This window comes from Treponema bryantii NK4A124 (genome assembly GCF_000421345.1).
In the GTDB taxonomy this organism is placed as follows: domain Bacteria; phylum Spirochaetota; class Spirochaetia; order Treponematales; family Treponemataceae; genus Treponema_D; species Treponema_D bryantii_B.
The window spans coordinates 205,844-230,101 of sequence record NZ_ATWV01000004.1; the positions used below are offsets into that span (position 1 = coordinate 205,844).

The window sequence follows — 24,258 nt, forward strand, 5'->3', positions numbered from 1 at the left end:
ATTATACACCTTCGAAAGCTGCAATTGTTTCGCCTTCAGCGATACGAACGATAGCCTTCTTGTAAGATGCTGTACGACCTGGTTTTCCACGAAGTCGTTTCATTTTTCCAAGCACATTCATTGTTGTGCAGTCAACTACCTTTACCTTAAACAAGCGTGTAACAGCTTCTTTAATCTGTGTCTTTGTAGCATCAGGGCGAACGATGAATACATATTTGTTCTGTTCGCGCAACATGCTTGCCTTTTCAGAAACAACAGGCCTAATAAGAATATCTTCGTAATTCATTATTTAGCCTCCTTATCTTCAGCATAAAAGTCAGACAGATTTTTTACAGCTGATTCAAGGATGATTACCTTGCGTCCGTAGAACAATGTGTGTGCTTCGAGACGGTTGTAAGCAAGGAATGAGAGGTTAGGAATATTGCGTCCAGCCTGCTTAATCTTTGCATCATCATCTTTAAGAATCAATACAGTTCTTTCGTCCTTAGCGAAGTTATTAAGAATAGCTGCCAAGTCCTTTGTTTTACCGCTTTCTACAGTAAAATCTTCGATAACTGTAAGTCTGTCACCCTGAGCATGTGCACTCAAGATTGACTTCATAGCAAGTCTCTTTTCTTTCTTTGGAATTGAATAGCTGAAATCTCTTGGTTTTGGTCCAAAAATTGTACCACCACCTACTGTAATTGGAGACTTCTTATCACCACGACGTGCGTTACCAGTTCCCTTCTGCTTATAAGGCTTATTGTTAGAACCATGAACTTCTGCACGAGTTTTTGTACATGCAGTACCAACACGTCTGTTAGCCAATTCATTTGTAATAGCGTAATAGATTACGTCGTCATTAACTGGAAGACCGAATACTTTATCATCAAGTGTGATTGTACGCAGCTCTTTACCAGAAGTTGAATATACTTTCTTTTCCATATTCTATCTCCTATTTCTTTACTGCGGACTTCACGATGAGTGTACAGTCCTTATTTCCAGGAACAGCACCGCGAACCATAATTACTTTGAGCTCTGGATCAACTTTTACAATCTTCAGATTCTGCACAGTAACTCTTTTGAATCCCATGTGTCCAGGAAGCTTAATATTCTTGAATGAGTGACCTGGAGTTGTACATTCTCCTGTACCACCCGGCTCACGATGGAACTTAGAACCGTGTGTAGCACGTCCACCATGGAAGCCCCATCTCTTCATAACACCCTGGAAACCCTTACCTTTTGATGTAGCTGTTACGTCGAGGAAACGGCTACCTTCAAAGAGCTCAAGACCAACAACATCTCCAATGTTTACTTCTTTTTCGAAGTTGCGGAACTCTTTCAAGTGGCGCTTTGGAGTAATGTTTTCTGGGAATTGTCCGGCATATGCTTTGTTTGCTTTAGATGCTTTCAAATCATCCAAACCAAGAACAACTGCATCATAACCGCAATTTTCCTTTGTTTTCTTGGCAACAACAACATTAGGCTCGACCTGGATTACGGTTACTGGTGTCAGATTTCCGCTTTCGTCGAATATCTGTGTCATGCCAACTTTCTTTGCAATCAGACCTTTCATTCTGATATCTCCTATTTGGGATTTTGCTACTAACTGTTCACAAAACTCCCTTATTATTACAGGCCGTCATCCCAAATCCAGAGGGACCGTACCTAAAATTAAAACCACTATAATGTGGGGTTTACACTACTGTGTAATTACTACGTCTACACCGGCAGGAAGCTCAAGCTTCATCAGTGAATCCATAACGTCCTGTGAAGGATTCATTATGTCAATAAGGCGTTTGTGTGTACGCATTTCAAACTGCTCACGTGACTTCTTGTTTACGTGTGGTGAGCGAAGTACAGTCACCTTGTTGATTCTTGTAGGAAGAGGGATAGGACCTGAAACCTTAGCTCCCGCTTTCTGTACAGTCTGCACGATGGCTTTAGCACTCTGGTCGATCAGAACTGCATCAAATGCACGAAGTCTGACACGAATCTTTCCATTAGCCATTTAATTTTACTCCTGTTTCACAACAGACAGGCTGATAAACAATACCAGCCCATCTGTTTGAAAAAATCTAACTATTCAATGATTTTTGTAACCTGTCCAGAAGCGATTGTGTGACCGCCTTCACGGATAGCAAGCTTAAGACCTTCATCCATAGCGATTGGGTGAATAAGTTCACCGATAACCTTTACGTTATCGCCTGGTTTTACCATGTCTGTACCAGCTTCGAGTTCGATTGTACCAGTGATATCAGTAGTTCTGAAGTAGAACTGTGGGCGATATCCTGTGAAGAATGGAGAGTGACGTCCACCTTCTTCCTTTGAAAGAACGTAAATCTGAGCTTCGAACTTTGTATGTGGAGTGATAGACTTTGGTGCAGCGAGAACCTGTCCACGAACAACATCTTTCTTTTCAATACCACGGAGGAGGATACCAACGTTATCACCAGCCATACCCTGATCAAGAGTCTTCTGGAACATTTCGATACCTGTTACAGTTGTATCAGCTGTTGGGCGGATACCTACGATCTGTACAGCATCGTTCATGTTTACAACACCACGCTCGATCTTTCCTGTTACTACAGTACCACGACCAGAGATAGTGAAGATGTCTTCGATTGGCATCAAGAATGGTTTCTGATCATCACGAACTGGATCATCGAACCATGTATCCATAGCTGTAAGGAGCTCTTCGATACAAGCTGTGTTTTCTGGAGTTGGGTCATTCAAAGCCTTGAATGCAGAACCCTTAATGATTGGTGTATCTTCAGAGAAACCATATTCCTTAAGAGTATCTTTTACTTCTTCTACTACGAGTTCGAGAAGATCTGGATCATCAACCTGGTCAACCTTGTTCAAGAATACGATGATCTTTGGTACACCTACCTGACGAGCGAGGAGCAAGTGCTCACGTGTCTGAGGCATAACTGAGTCTGGAGCAGATACTACGAGGATAGAACCATCCATCTGAGCAGCACCAGTAATCATGTTCTTAATGTAGTCAGCATGTCCTGGGCAGTCGATATGAGCATAGTGTCTCTTATCTGACTGATATTCCAAGTGACGAGTGTTGATTGTAATACCACGTTCCTTCTCTTCTGGAGCGTTATCAATTTCGTCGTACTTAAGAACCTTATCACCATACTTGTTTCCACAGTATGTTGTGATAGCAGCTGAAAGTGTAGTCTTACCATGGTCTACGTGACCAATAGTACCAACGTTCATGTGAGGTTTAGTTCTAACGAACTTCTCCTTAGCCATGTTTTTCTCCTTGCCGGATTTAATATCGTCCCGATCCGGCATTAATATTTTTTATGTGCTGCACTTTAAGCCAGAATACGCAAGCATCTTTTACCAAGACCTGCAATATTCGCAGACACACTATTTGAATGAGTAGATAATAATTGATAGAAACGGATAAAATAACATATTTCGTAACATTCCATATTATTCGAAATGTTATAACCCGGTACCACCGATCATTATCACCTGACTGACAACTGGTTTGGTATATTCGAGTTTGGCTGTGATAGCCGCCAGGAACTCCCTAATCTGTTGTCTATATAATCATCACCAACGGTGAAAATTAACCTCATTAAGGGTCGCATCTACCTGAAAATCATTCCTGATTAGCTTTACGGTGATGCCAATTCTGCTCAGCAGACTTGCCTGACTTCTCAAAGAACCCAATACCCCTCATAAAATTCAAAAAAGGGCAAGTTCAAACAATATACAAAATTTAAAAAATAAATTCAAGCGCTAAATGCCGAATTTATGAAAATAATGTAAATCTTCGCATTTATCACAAATCCGGTAAAAGTAATAAAAAAGGAGACCACCCTGAGGTAATCTCCCTTTTATAAATCAGGCAGCTATTAAACTACCATCTGTAGTGAGCAAAAGCCTTGTTAGCTTCAGCCATCTTATGTACATCTTCACGCTTCTTGTAAGCAGTACCAGTGTTGTTGTAAGCATCAAGAAGTTCAGCAGCAAGTGTATCTGCCATTCCGTGTCCGCTTCTTGAACGAGCTGCATCAATGATCCATCTCATTGCAAGTGCTTCACGACGTGATTCACGGATTTCCATTGGAACCTGATAAGTAGCACCACCAACGCGGCGTGACTTAACTTCTACCATTGGCTTAACATTTTCAAGAGCCTTAAGAAGAACTTCCAAAGGATCCTTATCTGTCTTTGCCTTAAGGTTATCCATTGCCTCATATACGATCTTTGTACAGATAGATTTCTTTCCGTCAAGCATCATACGGCAAACGAATTTTGATACAACCTTTGAGTTGTATTTTACATCCGGCATCATCGGACGTTCGATTGATTTCTTATGTCTTCCCATCTTAGTCCTCCATTATGCCTTTGGTCTCTTAGCACCATACTTAGAGCGTCCGCGCTTGCGGTCTTCAACTCCAAGAGTATCTTTTGTACCACGGATGATATGATAACGTACACCAGGAAGGTCCTTTACACGACCACCGCGTACTAAAACAACTGAGTGTTCCTGCAAGTTATGTCCAATACCTGGAATATAAGCAGTAACTTCAATACCATTTGACAAACGAACACGCGCAATCTTTCTAAGCGCTGAGTTTGGTTTCTTAGGTGTCTGAGTCATAACACGTGTACATACACCACGCTTCTGCGGACAGCCCTCAAGTGCGGGAGCTTTAGTTCTGTTGGCAGCAGACTTACGACCCTGATGAATTAATTGATTAATTGTAGGCATCGCCTATTCTCCTGTTTATTCCGGTCAGCACCCCGGAAGATATAAAAATCCTTTATAAAGGATAGGTTTAACGATTATATAGAATTCAAAAAATGAATTCAATATATAATCGTTAGAATTTCAAAATTTAGTCATTGTCCTCAGCCTCAAAGCTTGGTTCTTCGAGCTGAGATTCCTGCTCTGCTTCGAGACGGCGGCGTTCAAGAATCTCATTCATCTGAGCGTCAAGGTCACGGTCGCTGTCATCAAAGAGCTTGATGTCCTTGTAATTCTTGATACCTGTACCAGCCGGAATCATGTGACCGATTGCAACGTTCTCCTTGATTCCGTGGAGGCCATCTGTAGCACCAGAAATTGCAGCGTTGGTAAGAACGCGTGTTGTTTCCTGGAAGGAAGCTGCAGAAATAAATGAATCTACACCAAGAGAAGCTTTAGTAATACCCTGGAACATTGGGCGGCCAACAGCTGGCTGTCCACCGGCAGCGATTACACGCTCGTTCTCTTCGTGGAACTTATACTTATCTACCTGCTGACCGAAGATGAACTTTGTATCACCAACTGATACGATTTCAATCTTGCGGAGCATCTGACGTACGATAATACCGATATGCTTATCGTTGATATCTACACCCTGCTGGCGGTAAACGTTCTGGATTTCATCCATAAGATAATTCTGAAGAGCGTTTTCACCGAGGATTGCAAGTACATCCTGTGGATTTGGAGATCCGGCACAGAGCTGTTCACCTGCTTCTACCTTATCGCCATCACGTACAAGCATACGCTTTGTCATAGGAACAAGGTGCTCGAACTTCTTACCATATTCATCAGTAATAGAAATTACGCGCTTTCCTTTGCGAACATCCTTGAATTCAACAGTACCAGAAATCTGTGCAAGTACACATGGATTCTTTGGTTTGCGTGCTTCAAAGAGTTCAGATACACGAGGAAGACCTCCGGTAATATCCTGAGACTTCTGTGCTTCCTTGTTCATCTTGGCAATCATATCACCGGCCTTTACAGGAGCCTTGTCATCAACGAGGAGGATGGCACCTGCAGGAAGGAAGTAGTTACCCTGTGGGTTACCTGCTTCATCAGTGATGATGATACGTGGCTGCTTAACATCAAGGTGAAGATCTGTGATGTAGCGTTCTGTTTTACCTGTCTGAAGGTCAACCTTCTCTTCAAGAGTAGAACCTACGATTACATCTTCAAAATGGATATATCCGTCGCTTTCTGCAAGAATAGGCTCAATGAACTGTTCGAATTCACCGATTACTTCGCCCTTCTTAACCATTGCACCGGCCTTTGTGAAGATTGTAGAACCGTTAGAGATTTCAATCTTCTGTTCCTTACTTGTGATGTAGAGAACTCCGTCTGCCTTCATAACCTTTCCGTTTACTCCGGCAACAACATCCTTACCCTTGTGCTTAAGGATAATATCACCGCGCATAAGGTTCTTACCATCTTCAATAAGAAGCTCATCATCTGCAGTATACTTAATCTTATCGAGGATACGGATAACTGTCATATAACCCTTACGAGTAAAGAGCCACTTATCCTTCTTTTCAACGTGAGTTCCTTCGATACTCTTAATGATTGCATCGAACTTAAGAACAATCTTGTTATCGTTTGTTGACATCTCAGCCGCACCACCAGAGTGGAAGGTACGAAGTGTAAGCTGTGTACCTGGCTGACCGATTGACTGAGCAGCGATAATTCCAACTGCTTCACCAATTTCAACAATCTTATTACGTGCAAGGTTCTTACCATAACACTTAACACAAATACCGTGCTTAGCTTCACAAGTAAGAACAGTGCGGAGCTTAACCTTTTCAACACCAGCAGCTTCAATCTTCTTAGCCATAGCTTCGTCGATGTACTGGTTTACGTCGCAGATTAATTCACCCTTAGCGTTTACAACACGTTCGATTGTATAATGACCTTCGATACGCTTGCTGAGAGGTACCTTAACTTCATCACCTTCTTTGATAGCTGTGTAGTCAATACCATTGATTGTACAGCAGTCTTCTTCGTTGATTACTACATCCTGAGCAACATCAACAAGACGACGTGTCATGTAACCGGCATCGGCTGTCTTAAGAGCAGTATCCGAAAGACCCTTACGAGAAGCGTTAGTTGAAATAAAGTATTCTATAACGGAAAGTCCTTCGTAGAAGTTTGACTTAATTGGGAGCTCAATAATATCTCCGTTAGGCTTAGTCATCAAACCACGCATTGCGGCAAGCTGAGAAATCTGTCCACGAGAACCGCGGGCACCAGACTTAGCCATCATGTAGATTGTGTTAAAGCCCTGCTTATCTTTCTCAAGATTATCCATCATGAGGTTTGTAAGCTTTTCGTTAGTACGAGCCCAGATGTTTGTTACACGCTGATATCTTTCTTCTGCTGTAATAACACCCTTTCCATACTGGTTGATAATATCTTCAACTTCCTTGTTAGCCTGAGCCATGATTTCCGGCTTTTCATCAGGAACGAGGATATCCTTCATACAAAGTGTTGCACCGTAGAATGTAGCGTTCTTGTAACCAACATCCTTGATTGCATCGTGCATCTGGATTGTGAGCCAAGAGCCCTTTGTATGATATACGTGCTCAATCATCTTCTTCAAAGACTTATCGAACATCTGGCGGTTTACATATTCAATTTCTGCAGGCATTGCTTCGTTGAAAGCAAGGCGTCCTGCTGAAGTTTCAATAAGATCACCCTTCTTGAATGTCTGTGTTCCACCAAGGAATCCGTCATCACCCTTAACCTTAAGAGCATCTGGATCGAAAGAATCCTTTGGAGCCGGAACCTTGATAAGAGCCTGCCATTCAATTGCACCAAGTTCAGCAGCCATGCGTACTTCATCCGGTGTAGAGAAGCGCTTGCCTGTTCCCTTAGCGTTAGGTTTGATAGCAGTCATATAGTAGATACCAAGTACCATGTCCTGAGATGGAGCAACGATTGTGTTACCGTTAGCAGGGTCAAGGAGGTTTCTTGCAGAAAGCATCAATGTCCAGCATTCCATCTGTGCAGCCTGTGTAAGTGGTACGTGGATAGCCATCTGGTCACCATCGAAGTCGGCGTTGAAAGCCTTACAAGCAAGTGGGTGAAGCTTAAGAGCCTTTCCTTCTACAAGTACAGGTTCAAATGCCTGGATACCAAGACGGTGAAGTGTAGGCGCACGGTTCAACATTACCGGGTGCTCTTTAACTACTTCATCAAGAATTGCATATACTTCTGGAGACTCAGACTCAACGAGAGCCTTAGCCTTCTTAATATTAAATACTACGTCCTTGTCTACGAGCTTCTTCATAAGGAATGGTTTGAACAATTCCAAAGCCATCTTTGTAGGAAGACCGCACTGCCAGAGCTTAAGTTCTGGTCCAACAACGATTACCGAACGTCCAGAGTAGTCAACACGCTTACCAAGAAGATTCAAGCGGAAACGTCCCTGCTTACCTTTAAGAAGGTCAGAAATTGACTTAAGAGGGCGGTTTGAAGCACCCTTAACTGCACGCTTTCTCTTTGTGTTGTCAAACAAAGCATCAACTGCTTCCTGAAGCATACGCTTTTCGTTGCGGATGATGATGTCTGGAGCAGAAAGCTGCTGAAGTCTCTTAAGACGGTTATTACGGTTAATAACACGGCGGTAGAGATCATTGAGGTCAGAGGTAGCGAAACGTCCACCATCGAGCTGTACCATAGGGCGGAGCTCAGGAGGAATAACTGGAATTACGTCCAGAATCATCCATGAAACCTTGTTTCCAGATGCGCGGAAGTTTTCAACAATTTCGATACGGCGGAGAAGTCTCTTGTCAGACTTAGCGCCCTTTTCAATCATTTTTGCACGGAGCTCTGCTGCAAGTTCGTCGAGGTCAAGGCGTTCAAGCATAGTCTTGATAGCCTCGGCTCCCATATCTGCTGTGAAAGCAGAACCTGCATAGTGCTCAAGTGCTTCCTGATATTCTTCTTCTGTAAGGAGCTGTCCCTTCTTAAGGTCAGTATCTCCTGCATCAATTACGATATATTTTTCGTAGTACAAAACCGAACGGAGTGCTGCAACCTGGAGGTCGAGCAAAAGACCCATGCGGCTTGGAACTGAGCGGTAATACCAGATATGGCTTACTGGAGCTGCAAGCTCAATGTGTCCTGTACGTTCACGGCGTACTTTGAAATGTGTAACTTCAACACCACAGCGGTCACAGATAACGCCCTTATAGCGGATAGACTTAAACTTACCGCAGTAGCATTCCCATTCCTTTGTAGTACCGAAAATTCTTTCACAGAAAAGACCGTCTTTCTCAGGACGGAGTGTTCTGTAATTTATAGTCTCAGGCTTTTTTACCTCACCGTAAGACCATGAACGAATGGTCTCTGGAGAAGCCAGTTTAATCTTTAAGCTGTCAAAATCCTGTACATCACGCATTTGCATCCTCCTTATCAAATCCGGAAGCATTCTTGTCAATCAGTTCCTGATCACGTTCTGTAAGAGCAATCTGCTTACCCTTAGCATCATAAATTGTGAAATCAAGAGCCAAACCACGGAGTTCCTGTACCAGTACGTTGAATGATTCAGGGATTCCGATTGGAGATGAAGGATCGCCCTTAACGATAGATTCGTAAATCTTAGAACGTCCGTTCATATCATCAGACTTAATAGTCATCATTTCCTGAAGAGTGTTAGCTGCACCGTAAGCTTCGAGTGCCCAAACCTCCATTTCTCCAAGACGCTGACCACCAAACTGTGCCTTACCACCAAGAGGCTGCTGTGTAACCAGAGAATAAGGTCCGGTTGAACGAGCGTGCATCTTATCATCAACAAGGTGATGAAGCTTCATATAATAGATAACACCAACGAAGATTGGGTTTACGAAAGGTTCACCTGTACGTCCGTCGTGTACAATCTGTTTACAGTCTGTAGAAATCTTAAGTCCTGTTCCGGCAACTGCTTTGTTAGCTTCTTCAAGCTTAGCTTCAATCATCTTCTGAGAAGGTGATTCGAATACTGGAACTTCAAAGAACTGGTTGAGGTACTTACCTGCAATACCAAGTTCAGACTCAAGAATCTGTCCAATGTTCATTCGGGAAGGTACACCAAGTGGGTTCAAACAAACGTCGAGTGGAGTACCATCTTCAAGATATGGCATATCTTCAACAGGGAGAATACGTGAAACAACACCCTTGTTTCCGTGGCGTCCGGCCATCTTATCACCTTCGCGAAGCTTACGCTTGTTAGCAATAAGAACCTTAACTACCTTATCTACACCTGGGAGCAAATCGTCACCTTCGAGGCGGCTCATCTGCTGAATATCAATTACAACACCTTCAATTCCATGTGGAACGCGGAGTGAAGAATCGCGAACTTCCTTAGCCTTTTCACCGAAGATTGAGTTCAAAAGCTTGAACTCTGGAGTTGTTTCAGTTTCAGACTTTGGAGTTACCTTACCTACAAGAATATCTCCTGAGCGAACCTTTGCACCAATACGGATGATACCTTCTGAGTCGAGGTTAGCAAGAGCTTTTTCTGCAGTATTTGGAATATCACGTGTGATGCGCTCTGGTCCGAGCTTTGTCTCACGGATTTCAATCTGGAACTCTTTAATATGGATAGATGTATACATATCCTCGCGAACTACGCGCTGAGAAATAAGTACGGCATCCTCATAGTTGTAACCATTCCAAGGAACGAATCCTACGAGAATGTTGCGTCCAAGAGCAAGCTCTCCGTTGAATGTTGCTGGTCCGTCAGCGAGAACATCGCCGGCCTTAACCTTTGTTCCAACTTCAACTGTAGGGCGCTGGTGGTTACATGTATCGTTGTTAGTTCTCTGGTACTTCAAAAGATGATATTCATCAACTGCCTTAGAACCTTCAACCTTTACCTTAATAAGTTCACTTGAAACGTAGATAACTTCACCATCGTGCTTAGCCTTGATAAGAACACCAGAGTCATAAGCACACTTTCTTTCCATACCAGTTCCAACGTATGGTGGTTCTGGGAAGAGAAGAGGTACAGCCTGACGCTGCATGTTACAACCCATGAGCGCACGGTTAGCATCGTCATGCTCAAGGAATGGAATCAAAGAAGCAGAAACAGAAATTACCTGACGTGGAGAAACGTCGATGTACTGAACGTCCTTTGGAGAACGCTGAGTATAGTTACCACGGTTGCGGCAAGAAATTGTTTCTGTAGGGAATGAACCATCCTTCTTCATTCCTTCTACTACCTGACCAATGAAGTACTTGTCTTCGTCCATAGCAGAAAGGTATTCAACTTCGTTTGTAGCCTTTCCGTTTACTACCTTGCGGTATGGAGCTTCAAGGAATCCATAGTCGTTGATGCGTGTGTACATAGCAAGCGAAACGATAAGACCAATGTTCGGACCTTCAGGAGTTTCGATAGGACACATGCGTCCGTAGTGTGAATAGTGTACGTCACGAACTTCGAAACCAGCACGGTCACGTGAAAGACCACCTGGTCCGAGAGCGTTCAAACGACGTTTATGAGTAAGCTCTGCCAATGGGTTAATCTGATCCATAAACTGAGAGAGCTGTGAAGAACCAAAGAATTCTTTAACTGCTGCAACGATAGGTTTGATAGAAATCAAATCCTGTGGCTTCATTGTGTCAGTTTCTTTAAGGCTCATGCGTTCCTTGGCAATACGCTCCATTCTTGCAAATGCAGACTTAAGCTGATTTGTCATCAACTCGCCTACAGAACGGATACGGCGGTTTCCAAGGTGGTCAATATCGTCAATCTGCTCTTCACCAATGTAAACCTTGATGAGGAACTTCATTGTATTGATGATATCATCCTTAATAAGAGTGAAGTCTTTTACATCATCAGAGTAATCGAACTTCTTGTTGAGCTTGTAGCGACCAACACGTCCGAGGTCATAGCGGCGCTCAGAGAAGAAGAGAGAGTTGAGGTCTTTTTCAGCCTGTTCAACTGTCATTGGCTCACCTGGCTGCAAGATTGCATATACAGCAGCGAGACAATCTTCCTTAGTTGGTTCATTATCTACAGAACCTTCTTTTACGAATTTAACTTCCTCGCGCTCGAAACAGTTGATAATCATCTGTGAATCAAGAGAAGTATTCTTTTCATCGCCATTTGAATTGCTGCGTGTATCAAAGCGGATTACGCAGATTTCATCGATTTTGTTAGCGAGAAGGTCATCAATATCATGTGGATGAAGCTTTGTACCTGCATTAAAGAGTCTCTTTTCGTTGCCTTCTTCATCTTTGATGATTACGGCAGAAGCGAGAACCTTGTCTACAAGTTCGTCACCCTTCTTTACCTTAATGTCTTCTACATCGTAGAAGCAGCGGATGATTTCTTCGCGTGTTGAATAACCAAGTGCGCGAAGGAAAATTGTACCAAGAATCTTCTTTTTGCGGTCAATCTTTGCAAAAATAAGCTCTTTTTTCTGGTCAATTTCAAATTCAAGCCAAGATCCGCGGTAAGGAATAATACGGCTTGAGTACACACCCTTGTCGTGGCAGAAAATAACGCCAGGCGAACGGTGAATCTGGGAAACAACTACGCGCTCTGCTCCGTTGATAACAAATGTACCACGGTCTGTCATGAGCGGAATGTCACCCATATAAATATCTTTCTGGAGAATTGCTCCAGTCTGAAGGAAATTCAAATTGATACGGGCTTTTAAAGGAACTGAATAAGTAAGTCCTTTCTGCTTGCACTGCAACTCGGTGAACTTCTGGTTCTCCCAGTCGAGCTCATAAAACTCATACTCCAATGACATATCGCCGTTAGGACTTTCGATAGGAAAAGTAGAAGTAAATACGTCCTGAAGTCCCTGATTAAGAACTTCTTTTCCCTCTTTTAAGGCTTCTGCCTGAAGGAAATCATCATACGATTTTGTCTGGATTGCGATAAGATCTGGAACATCCATAGCATGCTGGATGTTTTTTCCATAATTCTGACGGTTGATTGTTCGAGTCTTTGCGAACATCAGATCCCCCTGATATTGTGTTTCGGCTCGTTGACTGCTACATGCTGGAAACTCCGCACAGCACAGAAAACACCGATTTTCTATGTGGATATCCGGATTAAATCCGAATATGACATTTTCTTTTTATACGACTAAAGGGGATACCCGGTACAAATACTGCACCAGACATCCCCTATAGATAAATTGTCAGTTTACGCTGACTTATTTCTTGCTAGCCTTTCCACCAGCTTCTTCGATCTTCTTAATGAATTCATCAGCATCTGCCTTTGATACACCCTCTTTAAGAGCCTTTGGTGCACCTTCAACAAGAGCCTTAGCTTCACCAAGTCCGAGACCTGTGATTTCACGAACAGCCTTGATTACTGGAATCTTCTTTGCTGCGTCGAATGATTCGAGAGTTACTGTGAACTCTGTCTGCTCTTCGCCACCAGCTGCTGCTCCGCCTGCTGCTGCAGGACCTGCTGCTACGGCTACGGCTGCTGTTACGCCGAATTTTTCTTCCATTGCTTTTACGAGTTCTGAAACTTCAAGAACTGACATAGATGCGATTGCATCAAGAATCTGATCATTTGTGAGAGCTGCCATATTGTCTTCTCCACTATAAATTAGTTATATTTTCCACCTTCCGGATTACCGGCTGGTGGCAGCAGATTTAGCTCAACTGAGCATTTCTGCATTTAGCACCGACAGTCGACAGCTATGAAGCCTGACGGTGTTTTTAAGCTAAACTTTGATGTCCGAGTTTGAAAGCAGGCGCTTTCAAACTCGCTAAACTAAAACTGCGCAGCAGTTTTAGTTTGCTTCTGCAGCTTTTTTGTCTGCATAAGCCTTCAATGTAGCGGCAAGCTTCTGAGCTGGTCCGTTCATTGCAGACATAAGCATAGCAATAAGCTGGTTTCTTCCAGGAACCTTTGAGTAAGCCTCAATCTTAGCCTGGTCGTAGATTTCGTTAGCAATGCTAGCACCCTTAACTGCGAGAGCTGGAGCATCCTTAGCGAAGTCAAAGAGAACCTTTGCTACTTCGTTTGAATCTTCCTTAGCCATTGCAACAACAGTTGGTCCTTTGAGGTAGTCAGCAACATTTTCTACTTTCATTTCCTCAAAAGCAATGCGTGCAAAGTTGTTTTTTACAACTTTAAGAATAGCATTCTTTTCACGAAGTTTATCACGAAGAGCAGTAATCTGCTCTACTGTAAGACCGCGATAGTCAGCGAAAATGAAGTCGCTGTAATCTGCAAATGTCTTTTTTGCTTCTTCAATAGCCTGAGCCTTAGCCGGCTGAATTTTCTTTGCTCTTACTGCCATTATTCGCCTTCCTTATAGTCAACCCATACGCCTGGGCCCATAGATGAACTTACAGAAACAGACTTAACAAAACCAGCAGCTGCACCAGCAGGCTTCTTCTTGCTTACTTCAGAAAGAAGAGTGTTTACGTTTGCAACAAGCTTGTCTGTATCCATAGAACACTTACCAACAGCAATGTGTACGATACCTGTCTTATCAGCACGGAACTCTGTACGACCCTTCTTAAGTTCTGCAACAGCCTGAGCTACGTTAGGAGTTACAGTACCAGTCTTAGGGTTAGGCATCAAACCTTTGCGTCCAAGAACCATACCAAGACGACCTACGTCTTTCATCATATCAGGTGTAGCAACAGCAACGTCGAAGTCCAACCAGCCGCCCTTTACCTTTTCGATATATTCTTCACCTGCGAAAGCAGCACCAGCATCAAGAGCTTCCTTTACCTTGTCTCCTTTACAGAAAACGAGAACTTTCTTTTCACCCTTGAACTGATTTGGGAATACCAATGTATCACGTACAGTAGCATTTTTCTCAAGACGAAGTACAATGTGAGCTTCTACAGTCTCATCGAAGTTAGCAAACTTCATGTCCTGAACCATTTTACAAGCTGAAGCTACATCATATTTCTTTGAAAGATCATACTTTGCAGCAGCTGCGTTATATTTCTTTCCATGTTTCATATTACTGCTCCACCTCTACACCCATACTGCGTGCAGTACCGGCAATGATTTTCTTTGCTGCTTCGATATCGTTAGCATTGATATCTGGCATCTTTGTCTTTGCGATTTCTTCCAGGTCTTTCTTAGAAAGAGTTGCAACCTTGTTACGAAGAGGATTTCCTGAACCCTTGTCGAGTTTACAAGCTTTCTTAATAAGAACTGCTGCTGGAGGAGTTTTAAGAATGAATGTGTAAGATTTGTCCTGATAAACTGTAATTACTACAGGGATTACAAGACCTCTTTCCATTGTCTTAGTTCGATCGTTGAATTCCTGAACGAACTTTGGGGCTGAAACGCCGTGAGGTCCAAGAGCTGGTCCAATTGGAGGAGCTGGTGTAGCCGCCCCTGCAGGACACTGCAATTTGATCACAGCTGTTACTTTCTTTGTAGCCATTTTATTTCTCCCAATGTTGGTGTGAAAGCTTCATATAGAAGTCTTTCTAACGAAACGCCTATGTCCAACGGACCTGCGCCTCTCCCAAAAACAGGATCAAACGGTTTGTACTTGGGATACAAACCCCTGAATTTGCTAATATAAATGGATTGTCGGGTCAAGCCCGACAATGACACAATAATAAAGAACTTAGGCTTTTTCTGCCTGAAGGAAGCTTACTTCTACCGGAGTAGGACGTCCAAAAATCTGAACCTCAACAGAAAGCTTTTCTTTTTCCATATTGATTTCTTTAACAGTACCAGTGAATGATGCAAATGGACCGTCAGCAATTTTTACAACATCGCCAACGTTGAATGACTGGCGTACACGAACCTGCTTATCACCCTTAATAACGCCAGACTTCTGAAGAAGATTCATAGCTTCATCTTTAGTGATTGGCATTGGACGGTTAGAACGGCTGATATTTCCAACAAAGCCTGTTACACCCTGAATCTTATACAACTTAGCACAAGTGTCCTTCCAGCCAATTTCTGGAAGATCCATCTCGAGCATTATATAACCAGGGAGAAATTTATTTGAGCGTGTTCTTTTTTTACCATCTTTAATTTCAACCAGCTCTTCTACAGGAACCTTAACATCAATTACAACTTCAGGATCAATACCTGTTTTATCGCCAGCTGAAAATTTTTCGATTAAAGATTTGATTGTGCGTTCGATTTTTCCTTCATAACCAGTATAAGTATGAAGAATGTACCAGTTCTTAGACATTTTTCCGTCCTATTTCATCAAAATACGGAACAACTCAGTAAAACCAAGATCAAGTAATCCAAGTATTACAGCTACTAAGATTGTAGAAATAATAACAACCTTAATTGAAGAAACAACATCATCACGAGTAGGCCATACAACCTTCTTCAATTCTGCTCTGCTCTCTTTGAAAAACTGAATTACTTTAGCCATAACACCTTTCCTTTATAAAATCAGGGCAGGCAGGATTTGAACCCACGACAGGCGGTTTTGGAGACCGCTGCTCTACCAGCTGAACTACTGCCCTATATATCTAAACCGGCCGAAACCGGATAAATATCAAAAATTATTTTGCTTTTGTTTCTTTATGAAGAACGCTCTTCTTGCAGAACGGACAGTACTTATTCTTCTCGAGTTTTCCTGTAATGTTCTTGCGGTTCTTGTAAGTAGTATAATTCTTTCTCTTACATTCTGTGCACTGCAAAGCGATAATTTCTACAGCACCTTTCTTCTTGCTTCCCATATTTAACTCCTAAATATATTCGCCAAAAAAATAATTTTCAAAGCCCACGTGCAGAATCGGACTGCAGACCTCCACATTACCGATGTGGTGCTCTACCAACTGAGCTACGGGGGCAAATGCAGTATTCCACACTAACTCATAGAAAACATGCGTTTAACGAATATAAACTAAGAAATAATTTTAGTCAATAAAATTCTTTTAGAATTTGATAAATTTTCAAAGAATTTTCATTATCTTTAATACCTATAAAAATTATAGGATAGATAAAATCTACTATTTATGTTATTATTTTGCATCATTTAATGCAATGGGGTTTATATGAATATTGATATGCTGATTGATGGAATTCTTGATTCCTATGACAGATATGGACTTATCAACAGAAACCATACAGAAGACTTTCCAAACAGACAGAATGTAGTTTCGATTCTTTCTGATTTACAGTCGGTTGTTTTTCCAGGCTTCAGAACTGCAGAAGACATTGATTCTGTAAATATCAGATACGTAATCGGCCAGAAGGTTAATAATATAATTGCAAACCTCACCCGCGAAATTCAAAAAGCTTTGATTTATACAAAAGCTCAAAGCTGCAGTCACGAAGAAGTCGGCAACATCTCAGAATCTCATTGCTTTAAGCTTGCAGAAAAAACTGCAGTAGCTTTAATAGAAGAAATTCCGGAAATTAGACGCCAGATTCAGCTTGATGTAATTGCAACCTTTAACGGCGACCCTGCTGCAAAAAGCAACGAAGAGGTTGTTTTGTCCTACCCTGGACTTGAAGCAATTCTCGTTTACCGCATTGCCCACTTCCTTTATAAGAGCGGCGTTCCTATTATCCCTCGCATTATGAGCGAACATGTTCACGGAAAAACAGGAATTGATATTCACCCGGGTGCAACAATCGGCGAATCCTTCTTTATTGACCACGGTACCGGTGTTGTTGTAGGTGAAACCTGTATTATAGGAAATAACGTAAAGATTTATCAGGGTGTTACGCTTGGTGCCCTCAGCGTTAAAAAGAACCTGCAGAATAAAAAGAGACATCCTACTATAGAAGATGACGTTACAATCTATGCAAACGCTACAATTTTAGGTGGAGAAACAGTAATCGGCCGCGGCTCAACTATTGGCGGTAACACCTGGGTTACAGAAAGCGTTCCTGCCGGATCGGTAATTACACAGGGGTAATAAACCGTCACCCCGAACTTGTTTCGGGGTCTATAAAAAGATGCTGAAACAAGTTCAGCATGACACTGTCTGTTAAAAAAAAACAAGGTTCCCAGACAGTAACACTAAAAGGGAACCTTGCCGTCCAGCGTTGCTGGACATCGGAGAGAGTTTATCAGCTTATTTACAAGCTGACTTTAATATAATACCATATATTTCAGATGTCAATACTTTTTGTGAAAATTTCACAAAAATTTTTTGTAAACCGCCACCGCAAAAGAGGTTTTACATGGCTAAAAAAAGTGGTTCTATTTCTTACAAATGCAGTAACTGTGGTTACACTCAGCCAAGATGGCTTGGCCGCTGCCCGGAATGCGGTGAATGGAATTCTCTTGAAGAAATCATTATTGATAAAAACAACATAAGTCCTGCAGGACGAGGCAAAGAAGCCGTAGAAAAACAGAAGCCGGTTGGGCTTTCGACAGTACAGGCACAGTCAAATACCCGCATTTCTACCGGAATTGATGAATTTGACCGGGTTTTAGGTGGTGGTGCAACCAAACGTTCTGCAATTTTGCTGGGTGGAGAACCCGGAATTGGTAAATCTACCCTGCTTTTACAGACTGCGGCTAGCCTTTCCTGCCACACACAAAGCTCTGTCCTCTATATAAGCGGAGAAGAGTCTGCTGCCCAGATTAAAGAACGCGCAGACAGACTTTGTTTAGACTGTAAGGGCATTAATATTTTATGCACTTCCCGCCTGGAAGACTCTTTAGATGCCCTTGATTCACTGAATCCTACCTTTGTAATTATTGATTCTATTCAGACAATTTACTCTGCTGAGGCCGGAATTATTCCCGGAACTGTAAATCAGCTGAAATATTGCGCCAATGAGTTTATTTCCTGGGTAAAAGAACGTGACAGCGTACTTATAATGACTGCCCATGTAACAAAAGAAGGCACCATTGCCGGTCCAAAGTCTCTGGAACACATGGTAGATACGGTAATTTCCTTTGAACGTAATGCTGATGATATAAGATTCCTTCATGCACAGAAAAACCGTTTTGGTTCAGTTGATGAAATTGGAATTTTCAGCATGACAGAAAAGGGGCTTGAGCCTGTAATTAACCCGGCATCCCTCTTTTTGACTAAAAGAAAGGAAAATCAGCCGGCTGGAGTAGCTCCTACACCGGTTTTTGAAGGCAGCAGGGTCTTTTTAGTAGAGATTCAGGCCCTTACTGTGCCGGCTAAGGCCAGCGTTTCGCGTATTTACAGTGAAAAAATTGATTCCGGCAGGGTTGCCCGCGTTGCAGCGGTTATTGAAAAGCGCTGCGGGCTCTGTTTTTCTGATCAGGATATATATGTAAACGTTGCGGGCGGTATAAAATTAAGTGAAAGCTCTATTGATGCCGCCCTAGCCGCAGCCCTTTATTCTGCCAGAACAGATATTGCTGTAAAAAACGGTACTGCAGTATTCGGAGAATTAAGCCTTGCTGGTGAAATCCGCCCGGTTACAAAAACAAAACAGCGCATAAAAGCCGCAGAAGGCCTTGGTTTTAACACCATTCTGGCCCCTGCAGAAGACGACAAAGCCGGAATTTCAGACATAAAAACACTCATTAAGACTATATTCCGCTAAAACCGAGTATTTTTGATTTAGTTTGTATCATTTTGACATTAGTGGCTGTGTATTTTTGACACAGTTAATAATGGTTAAATATGCCGGAGGCAAAAAAAAGCCTGAAAACAATCTGCACAAACGAGGTGCGGAAGCCGTTTTCAGGCTTTTATTTTGCCAGGAGGCATATGTATGAGATTAAAATGTGGCAAAAAGGCACTTGGCACGAAAATTGCTAAATATATAGTGTAAGCTGTTAGCTTATAAAACAAAACTAAATTAAATACAAAGAGGTATAGATATGAACGAACTTTCATTTATTGATTCACTTTTTAATGACATGATGGGTAACACACCAAGTGTTATGTATTCTGCAAACGCTCCTCGTGTTGATGTAAAAGAGGAAAACAACGCTTACACTTTGGAAATGGAATTGCCTGGCCGTACAGAGAAAGACGTAAATATCGAGCTCGACCATGACAATTTGACCATTGCCTCAAAAACTGAAGAGACAAAGGAAACCAAAGAAGATAAGAAAGACAAGAAGGCTAAGTACATTCTTAAAGAGCGCAGATGCTCAAGCTTTGAACGACGCTTTTCTTTGCCAGCTGATGTTGATGCTGAGTCAATTAAGGCTAACTTTAAGAATGGTATTTTGACAATCAATATGCAGAAAAAAGCCATCGCCGCTCCAAAGCATATTGCAATTGAAGCTTGTTAATTGATGCTTGCAGGCTGACTGCTCCCATAAAAAAAAGGGTGTGTGAAACGGGAATGATGTTTCACGCACCCTTTTTTTATTCCGCATCCAGCCTGCACAATCAACGTATAATCAATTGCAATATGCTTTGTCTTTTCCGCAGTTATTTTTCACATAAACGTATTGTCAATTGCAATATGCTTTAGATATCCTTTAAGATTTTGCCGAAGTGAATCAGATAATCGATAAATGAGGCGTAGCTTAGGATTACGCAGATTGCGAAGAGAGCGAAGGCTCCTATCTGCATTGCTCCGAAGAAGTCTGGAACTAATTCGAGGCGAACAAGAAGTTCGAGGAAGATTCCGTAGAACTCAGCTACGATATAAACTACGGTTTTTAGTTTGCCGCCTTTGCGGGCCGCAATTGCGGTTCCCTGTTTTGCGGCTACCATACGTAAAAAGTTCTGTGAGAACTCGCGGAGCATAATCAAAACAAAGAAATAAACAGGCATATAAGAAAGGCCTGCTTTTACCGAATGCATAAGACAGATAAAACCGGTCAAGTGTAAAACTACATCTGCAAAAGGATCAAAAAGCTTTCCGAAATCACTAACTTCGTTATGCTTACGAGCATAATGTCCATCTAAATAATCTGTAAATTCAGCAAAAATAAGACATGGAAGGGCAATCAACAAGGATACTTTAGAGCCACAACCAGTCCAGATTGGAATAAAATATAATAAGAAGAAAATCGGTGCAAAAATAATACGAGTAAAAGTAAACTTGTTTGATAGTTTCATAAAGAATATTATCTACTTAATAGAAAGGAAAGTCAAGGTTTGAGGAACAAACATAATTTATGATTTCAATCACGATGCTGTGCAAAATCGAGCCCGGAGTGAAAAAAGGTATAAAGCAACATCATCCCGTTGATTTATGCCTTTTTTCACGTAAGGGAACGATTTTGCATGAACACGACTATTGAAATGTCTTGAAATCATGAATTATGCTTACTGCAGACTTGGCGTCGTAGCCTGGCATCTCCTCGCGGATAATCTGCAGTGCCTGCTCTACAACTGCAGGAGAATCTGAAACACCATGAAGCACAACCGTATTTCCCTGAATTGTTGCATGCATAAACTCAATATTCAGCTTACGTTCCATAGAAAGCTTGTTTACAACTGTCTGAGCCTTCAAAAGCTCTTCAATCAGTTTATTACCTTCCTCTTCCTCTTTTACAGTTATCTTCTGCTCTACAAGATTTGCAATAACAGAAGCTGCTAAATCGAGGCTTAAAAGTCCGGTATTCAAAACAAGATGATAATTTACAGGGTCGTTAATATCAACATTATAGAAGCTTGAATGGAAGCCAGAACGGTTTGCATCGCTTTCCTGAATACGCTGCAGAGCCTGTTTTTCGTCCCAGTTGAATTCCTTACGAAGGCGGTCTATACGGGTCTGCTCGTCTGCAATGAGGCGGACAGAAATATTATTAGGTACATTCTGAAGCACTGCAAAGGCACCGCGCCCGATAATAACTACGTTTTTTTGTGCTGCTGCTTCTAAAATTGCATATTGTGCATAATTTAAGTATTCATCGCGGTCTTTTGTAAGAGATGCAAAAAAGCCCGGTTTTCTTTCATCGAATTTAGGCATTTTGTTCTCAGGGAAGCCCAGCTCTACAATGCGCTTTTCAATTTCTTTTCTTGTGATGAACTTATAGCCGAGTCTTTTTGCAAGCTCGCCGGCTACTTCATCACCCAATGCTGCTACCTGTCTTGAAAATGTAATTACTGCCATAAGTTCACCTCTCTATTGTTTGATATGGATTGCTTCGGGCGATGCCCTCGCAATGACATTTTTTTATTTCTATATTATGATAAATCCAGAATTGAAATCTGTCAAAAAGTTACGGAGTTTTTAATGAAGAATTATTTTACTGCAGAAGATGATAAACTTAAATGGAAGGAAGGCGAGCCAAAAGCTTTACTAAAAACCGTAGTATGTACAGTTACCTCACGACACAATGTTTCCAGCGAAGGAGTTGAAGGAGATTACATCATTATGGATGCTCCGGACTGGGTAATTGTAATTGCAGAGCATAACGAAAACTTTTTGATGGTAAAACAGTGGCGCCATGGAGAAGCAGCCTTGAGCATAGAGTTTCCGGGCGGTGTTATTGATGCCGGAGAAGATCCTGAGACCGCAGCACGCCGCGAATTGGAAGAAGAAACAGGTTATAAAGCTGGAAAACTGATAAAACTTGGAAAAGTAAACCCTAACCCAGCCCTCTTCAGTAATCATGTGCATTTTTATCTGGCTCAGGATTTAGAAGCTACTGGAAAACAGAGCCTTGATGAAGATGAGTTTATAAACTGTATGGAATTAAGTAAGCAGGAAGTTCTGGAAGGAATGGGAACAGAACAATTTCCACATGCCATTATGGGAATGGCGCTGAGTTTGTATATTAAACACAATAAGAGCCGTATATAAAAAAACGGTGGTTTCGATACATCCGCTTCGCGGACACTCAACCACCGTTTTGCTTTAAGTCTTATTCTCCGTAAGTTGAATAAGACTTCTTTGGATCGTAGGTGCCCTTGCGGTATTCACCGGTAAGGCTTGGAATCTTCATCTTCATACCAGGATGGATGAGGTTTGGATCCTCAGGTTTTGGCATACTCTGTTTGTTAGCCTGATAAAGGTTTTCCCACAAGAGAGGGTTGTTGTAAACATAAGGACGACCAGAAATATTCCAGTAACAGTCTTTTGTTTCTGCCCAAGGTTTAACGATGTAGAACTCTGGAAGTGGAGTAACCTCTTTAATTCCGTCGAGTGCAGCAAGAGAAGCCTTTGCATAAGCATTAGCCTGGTCAAAATCCTCTCCTTCAAAAGCAGATTCAGCTTTTTCAAGGTTATCCTTTGCTGAAGTATAAGCCATTGGGAAAGTGTTTGGTGCATCAATCTTTTCTGCATAAGCCAGCTGGTTCTTAGCAAGCTTGATGTTATTTTCTGCTTCTCCGCGAGCCATCATCATTTTGATGTAAGCTTCAGAAAGAGCAGCATTTTCTTCTGCTTTCTTTGAATACTCAACAGCATCCTCATACTGGCCGGCATCAAGTGCAATTTCTGCCTTTTTAGTATATTCATCTGCAAGCTTCTGGAAGGTATTGTTTTTATAGCTAACTGCAAAAACAGAAGCGGCAAGTAAAGCAATTGTCAAAATTGAAATAATCTTTTTCATAATTACTTAGCCTCCGATTCATCAATTTCATCCTCGAGCTCTTCGGCAATATCTGCCTCAGCCTCTTCTGGATCTTCATAATCATCAGCTTCAAGGAGAACAGCATCTTCATCTTCGATACCTTCTACCTGTTCTGTGATTGGAGCTTTAACATCTGCTTCTTCTGCAAACTTTTCACTTTCTGCTACACGCTTCTTTGCTTCATCAATTGCAGCCTGAGCAGCAGCGCGTTTTTCAGAAACATCCTGGTAAAGGAATGTAAGTTTTTCAGTTGCATCAATATATTTTTCTGCAGCTTTCTTAGCGTTCTGCATTGCATAAAGAGAGTCGCCTGTTGTAATAAGGTCTGTAGCCTCTTTATATTCAGCCTTTCGTGCAACACCTGCCTTTACGCTGTCTGCATTTTTCTTTGCTTCAATTGCATTTTCGCGTTCTTCTTTTGCAATCTTTTTATAAGCAACATTGATTACTGTGTTGAAATCTTTTACGGCATTTTCTGCATTTACAAAAACAGACTTGTCAAAATCATCTGATTCTGCATTAAAGGCAGCTTCTACCTTTTCGAGATTTCCTACACCACGGTTGTAGTCATTCTTTGCATAAGAATCATAACCGTTATCATCAATTTCTTTTTTGGTTTCTACTGCTGTACTGTAATTTGCAAGCAGATTATAACGGTCGATGATTGATTTTGCTGCTGCATCCGGATCATCACTGTCTTTAAGACCATTAAGCAGATAATCAAGTTTATTCATCTGGTCAGGACAATTTTCCTCTGCGCCTGCATCAATTGCAGCCTGTCTGGCATCATTAATCTGTTCCATAAGCTGAGCAAGTTTTGCAGCTTCTGAAAGACCCTCATCTTCAATATTCTCTGATAAATCTTCTACTGCTTCTGTTACTTCCGGAGCCTCTGGAGTTTCTTCTTCAGCGGCTGGTTTTGAACCGCAGGAAATGAAAAACAGAAGTGTGATAATAGAAAGAAGGATTATACTAACTTTCTTCATATTTACCTCACGTTTAAAATATATTAACTATAATTTTACTATAAAATTTCTAATCTTACAACGATAATTTAATTAGTCGTGTAAAGTTCAGTTTCTCCCGGTAAAAATGGCACTCGCCAACGGGGATGATGTT

Annotated in this window: 24 protein-coding genes and 2 tRNA genes; 4 read left to right on the forward strand and 22 right to left on the reverse strand. The window is 41.8% G+C overall.

The features are described 5' to 3' along the window. Position 1 precedes the first annotated feature (1 nt). The 18 genes from G626_RS0105540 to G626_RS0105625 form a co-directional block, all read right to left on the reverse strand. Positions 2-286, reverse strand: coding sequence for a 50S ribosomal protein L23 (locus tag G626_RS0105540; protein ID WP_022931799.1), 285 nt, complete (start codon positions 284-286; stop codon positions 2-4). After that, on the reverse strand, positions 286-924 hold the full coding sequence (rplD, locus tag G626_RS0105545; RefSeq protein ID WP_022931800.1) for a 50S ribosomal protein L4: 639 nt from the start codon (positions 922-924) through the stop codon (positions 286-288). The genes G626_RS0105540 and rplD overlap by 1 nt, the downstream gene beginning before the upstream one ends. A 10-nt stretch (positions 925-934) precedes the next feature. Next, on the reverse strand, positions 935-1,555 hold the full coding sequence (rplC, locus tag G626_RS0105550; RefSeq protein WP_022931801.1) for a 50S ribosomal protein L3: 621 nt from the start codon (positions 1,553-1,555) through the stop codon (positions 935-937). 126 nt (positions 1,556-1,681) lie between these two features. Beyond that, on the reverse strand, positions 1,682-1,990 hold the full coding sequence (rpsJ, locus tag G626_RS0105555) for a 30S ribosomal protein S10 (RefSeq protein ID WP_022931802.1): 309 nt from the start codon (positions 1,988-1,990) through the stop codon (positions 1,682-1,684). A gap of 71 nt (positions 1,991-2,061) precedes the next feature. Next, complete coding sequence (tuf, locus tag G626_RS0105560) at positions 2,062-3,246, reverse strand: elongation factor Tu (RefSeq protein WP_022931803.1); 1,185 nt, start codon at positions 3,244-3,246, stop codon at positions 2,062-2,064. Positions 3,247-3,865: 619 nt separating this feature from the next. Continuing rightward, positions 3,866-4,336, reverse strand: coding sequence for a 30S ribosomal protein S7 (gene rpsG / locus G626_RS0105565; protein ID WP_022931804.1), 471 nt, complete (start codon positions 4,334-4,336; stop codon positions 3,866-3,868). 12 nt (positions 4,337-4,348) lie between these two features. Beyond that, positions 4,349-4,723 (reverse strand): 30S ribosomal protein S12, encoded by a 375-nt coding sequence (rpsL, locus tag G626_RS0105570; RefSeq protein WP_022931805.1) that lies wholly within the window; start codon positions 4,721-4,723, stop codon positions 4,349-4,351. A gap of 127 nt (positions 4,724-4,850) precedes the next feature. Next, entirely contained in the window at positions 4,851-9,155 is a 4,305-nt protein-coding gene (gene rpoC, locus G626_RS0105575) for a DNA-directed RNA polymerase subunit beta' (protein WP_022931806.1), read from the reverse strand. Then, on the reverse strand, positions 9,148-12,705 hold the full coding sequence (gene rpoB, locus G626_RS0105580) for a DNA-directed RNA polymerase subunit beta (RefSeq protein ID WP_022931807.1): 3,558 nt from the start codon (positions 12,703-12,705) through the stop codon (positions 9,148-9,150). The genes rpoC and rpoB overlap by 8 nt, the downstream gene beginning before the upstream one ends. Positions 12,706-12,906: 201 nt before the next feature. After that, positions 12,907-13,290, reverse strand: coding sequence for a 50S ribosomal protein L7/L12 (rplL, locus tag G626_RS0105585; RefSeq protein ID WP_022931808.1), 384 nt, complete (start codon positions 13,288-13,290; stop codon positions 12,907-12,909). Between the two features lie 207 nt (positions 13,291-13,497). Further along, on the reverse strand, positions 13,498-14,010 hold the full coding sequence (rplJ, locus tag G626_RS0105590; protein ID WP_022931809.1) for a 50S ribosomal protein L10: 513 nt from the start codon (positions 14,008-14,010) through the stop codon (positions 13,498-13,500). Continuing rightward, a complete protein-coding gene (gene rplA / locus G626_RS0105595) occupies positions 14,010-14,687 on the reverse strand; it encodes a 50S ribosomal protein L1 (RefSeq protein WP_022931810.1) in 678 nt (225 codons plus the stop codon). The genes rplJ and rplA overlap by 1 nt, the downstream gene beginning before the upstream one ends. 1 nt (position 14,688) lies before the next feature. Then, on the reverse strand, positions 14,689-15,120 hold the full coding sequence (rplK, locus tag G626_RS0105600) for a 50S ribosomal protein L11 (protein ID WP_022931811.1): 432 nt from the start codon (positions 15,118-15,120) through the stop codon (positions 14,689-14,691). A 189-nt stretch (positions 15,121-15,309) separates the two neighbouring features. Further along, complete coding sequence (gene nusG, locus G626_RS0105605; protein WP_022931812.1) at positions 15,310-15,888, reverse strand: transcription termination/antitermination protein NusG; 579 nt, start codon at positions 15,886-15,888, stop codon at positions 15,310-15,312. A gap of 9 nt (positions 15,889-15,897) precedes the next feature. After that, entirely contained in the window at positions 15,898-16,080 is a 183-nt protein-coding gene (gene secE, locus G626_RS0105610) for a preprotein translocase subunit SecE (protein WP_022931813.1), read from the reverse strand. Between the two features lie 21 nt (positions 16,081-16,101). After that, positions 16,102-16,174, reverse strand: a tRNA-Trp gene (locus tag G626_RS0105615). 39 nt (positions 16,175-16,213) lie between these two features. Beyond that, the gene (gene rpmG, locus G626_RS0105620; RefSeq protein ID WP_022931814.1) at positions 16,214-16,390 is read right to left on the reverse strand and encodes a 50S ribosomal protein L33; all 177 of its coding nucleotides are present in this window, start codon (positions 16,388-16,390) and stop codon (positions 16,214-16,216) included. A gap of 41 nt (positions 16,391-16,431) precedes the next feature. Continuing rightward, a tRNA-Thr gene (locus G626_RS0105625) sits at positions 16,432-16,504 on the reverse strand. Positions 16,505-16,708: 204 nt separating this feature from the next. Between G626_RS0105625 and epsC the strand changes: the two genes are divergently transcribed. From epsC to G626_RS0105645, 3 genes are all read left to right on the forward strand, one after another. Further along, a complete protein-coding gene (epsC, locus tag G626_RS0105630) occupies positions 16,709-17,578 on the forward strand; it encodes a serine O-acetyltransferase EpsC (RefSeq protein ID WP_022931815.1) in 870 nt (289 codons plus the stop codon). Positions 17,579-17,846: 268 nt separating this feature from the next. After that, positions 17,847-19,196, forward strand: coding sequence for a DNA repair protein RadA (gene radA, locus G626_RS0105635; RefSeq protein ID WP_022931816.1), 1,350 nt, complete (start codon positions 17,847-17,849; stop codon positions 19,194-19,196). A gap of 280 nt (positions 19,197-19,476) precedes the next feature. After that, a complete protein-coding gene (locus G626_RS0105645) occupies positions 19,477-19,896 on the forward strand; it encodes an Hsp20/alpha crystallin family protein (RefSeq protein ID WP_022931818.1) in 420 nt (139 codons plus the stop codon). 181 nt (positions 19,897-20,077) lie between these two features. Here G626_RS0105645 and pgsA read toward each other — a convergent pair whose 3' ends face one another. Both pgsA and G626_RS0105655 read right to left on the reverse strand, forming a co-directional pair. Further along, on the reverse strand, positions 20,078-20,674 hold the full coding sequence (gene pgsA / locus G626_RS0105650; RefSeq protein ID WP_022931819.1) for a CDP-diacylglycerol--glycerol-3-phosphate 3-phosphatidyltransferase: 597 nt from the start codon (positions 20,672-20,674) through the stop codon (positions 20,078-20,080). Positions 20,675-20,852: 178 nt separating this feature from the next. Next, entirely contained in the window at positions 20,853-21,674 is an 822-nt protein-coding gene (locus G626_RS0105655) for a cytidylate kinase-like family protein (RefSeq protein ID WP_022931820.1), read from the reverse strand. Between the two features lie 123 nt (positions 21,675-21,797). Between G626_RS0105655 and G626_RS0105660 the strand changes: the two genes are divergently transcribed. Next, entirely contained in the window at positions 21,798-22,367 is a 570-nt protein-coding gene (locus tag G626_RS0105660; protein WP_022931821.1) for an NUDIX hydrolase, read from the forward strand. 61 nt (positions 22,368-22,428) lie between these two features. Here G626_RS0105660 and G626_RS0105665 read toward each other — a convergent pair whose 3' ends face one another. Further along, positions 22,429-23,118 (reverse strand): LysM peptidoglycan-binding domain-containing protein, encoded by a 690-nt coding sequence (locus tag G626_RS0105665; RefSeq protein ID WP_022931822.1) that lies wholly within the window; start codon positions 23,116-23,118, stop codon positions 22,429-22,431. A 2-nt stretch (positions 23,119-23,120) separates the two neighbouring features. After that, positions 23,121-24,125, reverse strand: a complete 1,005-nt coding sequence (locus tag G626_RS0105670) for a hypothetical protein (RefSeq protein WP_022931823.1) — start codon at positions 24,123-24,125, stop codon at positions 23,121-23,123. Between the last annotated feature and the right edge of the window lie 133 nt (positions 24,126-24,258).

What these genes read in the sequence shown, in the direction of transcription:
- G626_RS0105540 (WP_022931799.1), bottom strand. Translation starts at nt 286, where the DNA reads ATGAATTACGAAGATATTCTTATTAGGCCTGTTGTTTCTGAAAAGGCA.
- rplD (WP_022931800.1), bottom strand. Translation starts at nt 924, where the DNA reads ATGGAAAAGAAAGTATATTCAACTTCTGGTAAAGAGCTGCGTACAATC.
- rplC (WP_022931801.1), bottom strand. Translation starts at nt 1,555, where the DNA reads ATGAAAGGTCTGATTGCAAAGAAAGTTGGCATGACACAGATATTCGAC.
- rpsJ (WP_022931802.1), bottom strand. Translation starts at nt 1,990, where the DNA reads ATGGCTAATGGAAAGATTCGTGTCAGACTTCGTGCATTTGATGCAGTT.
- tuf (WP_022931803.1), bottom strand. Translation starts at nt 3,246, where the DNA reads ATGGCTAAGGAGAAGTTCGTTAGAACTAAACCTCACATGAACGTTGGT.
- rpsG (WP_022931804.1), bottom strand. Translation starts at nt 4,336, where the DNA reads ATGGGAAGACATAAGAAATCAATCGAACGTCCGATGATGCCGGATGTA.
- rpsL (WP_022931805.1), bottom strand. Translation starts at nt 4,723, where the DNA reads ATGCCTACAATTAATCAATTAATTCATCAGGGTCGTAAGTCTGCTGCC.
- rpoC (WP_022931806.1), bottom strand. Translation starts at nt 9,155, where the DNA reads ATGCGTGATGTACAGGATTTTGACAGCTTAAAGATTAAACTGGCTTCT.
- rpoB (WP_022931807.1), bottom strand. Translation starts at nt 12,705, where the DNA reads ATGTTCGCAAAGACTCGAACAATCAACCGTCAGAATTATGGAAAAAAC.
- rplL (WP_022931808.1), bottom strand. Translation starts at nt 13,290, where the DNA reads ATGGCAGCTCTCACAAATGATCAGATTCTTGATGCAATCGCATCTATG.
- rplJ (WP_022931809.1), bottom strand. Translation starts at nt 14,010, where the DNA reads ATGGCAGTAAGAGCAAAGAAAATTCAGCCGGCTAAGGCTCAGGCTATT.
- rplA (WP_022931810.1), bottom strand. Translation starts at nt 14,687, where the DNA reads ATGAAACATGGAAAGAAATATAACGCAGCTGCTGCAAAGTATGATCTT.
- rplK (WP_022931811.1), bottom strand. Translation starts at nt 15,120, where the DNA reads ATGGCTACAAAGAAAGTAACAGCTGTGATCAAATTGCAGTGTCCTGCA.
- nusG (WP_022931812.1), bottom strand. Translation starts at nt 15,888, where the DNA reads ATGTCTAAGAACTGGTACATTCTTCATACTTATACTGGTTATGAAGGA.
- secE (WP_022931813.1), bottom strand. Translation starts at nt 16,080, where the DNA reads ATGGCTAAAGTAATTCAGTTTTTCAAAGAGAGCAGAGCAGAATTGAAG.
- rpmG (WP_022931814.1), bottom strand. Translation starts at nt 16,390, where the DNA reads ATGGGAAGCAAGAAGAAAGGTGCTGTAGAAATTATCGCTTTGCAGTGC.
- epsC (WP_022931815.1), top strand. Translation starts at nt 16,709, where the DNA reads ATGAATATTGATATGCTGATTGATGGAATTCTTGATTCCTATGACAGA.
- radA (WP_022931816.1), top strand. Translation starts at nt 17,847, where the DNA reads ATGGCTAAAAAAAGTGGTTCTATTTCTTACAAATGCAGTAACTGTGGT.
- G626_RS0105645 (WP_022931818.1), top strand. Translation starts at nt 19,477, where the DNA reads ATGAACGAACTTTCATTTATTGATTCACTTTTTAATGACATGATGGGT.
- pgsA (WP_022931819.1), bottom strand. Translation starts at nt 20,674, where the DNA reads ATGAAACTATCAAACAAGTTTACTTTTACTCGTATTATTTTTGCACCG.
- G626_RS0105655 (WP_022931820.1), bottom strand. Translation starts at nt 21,674, where the DNA reads ATGGCAGTAATTACATTTTCAAGACAGGTAGCAGCATTGGGTGATGAA.
- G626_RS0105660 (WP_022931821.1), top strand. Translation starts at nt 21,798, where the DNA reads ATGAAGAATTATTTTACTGCAGAAGATGATAAACTTAAATGGAAGGAA.
- G626_RS0105665 (WP_022931822.1), bottom strand. Translation starts at nt 23,118, where the DNA reads ATGAAAAAGATTATTTCAATTTTGACAATTGCTTTACTTGCCGCTTCT.
- G626_RS0105670 (WP_022931823.1), bottom strand. Translation starts at nt 24,125, where the DNA reads ATGAAGAAAGTTAGTATAATCCTTCTTTCTATTATCACACTTCTGTTT.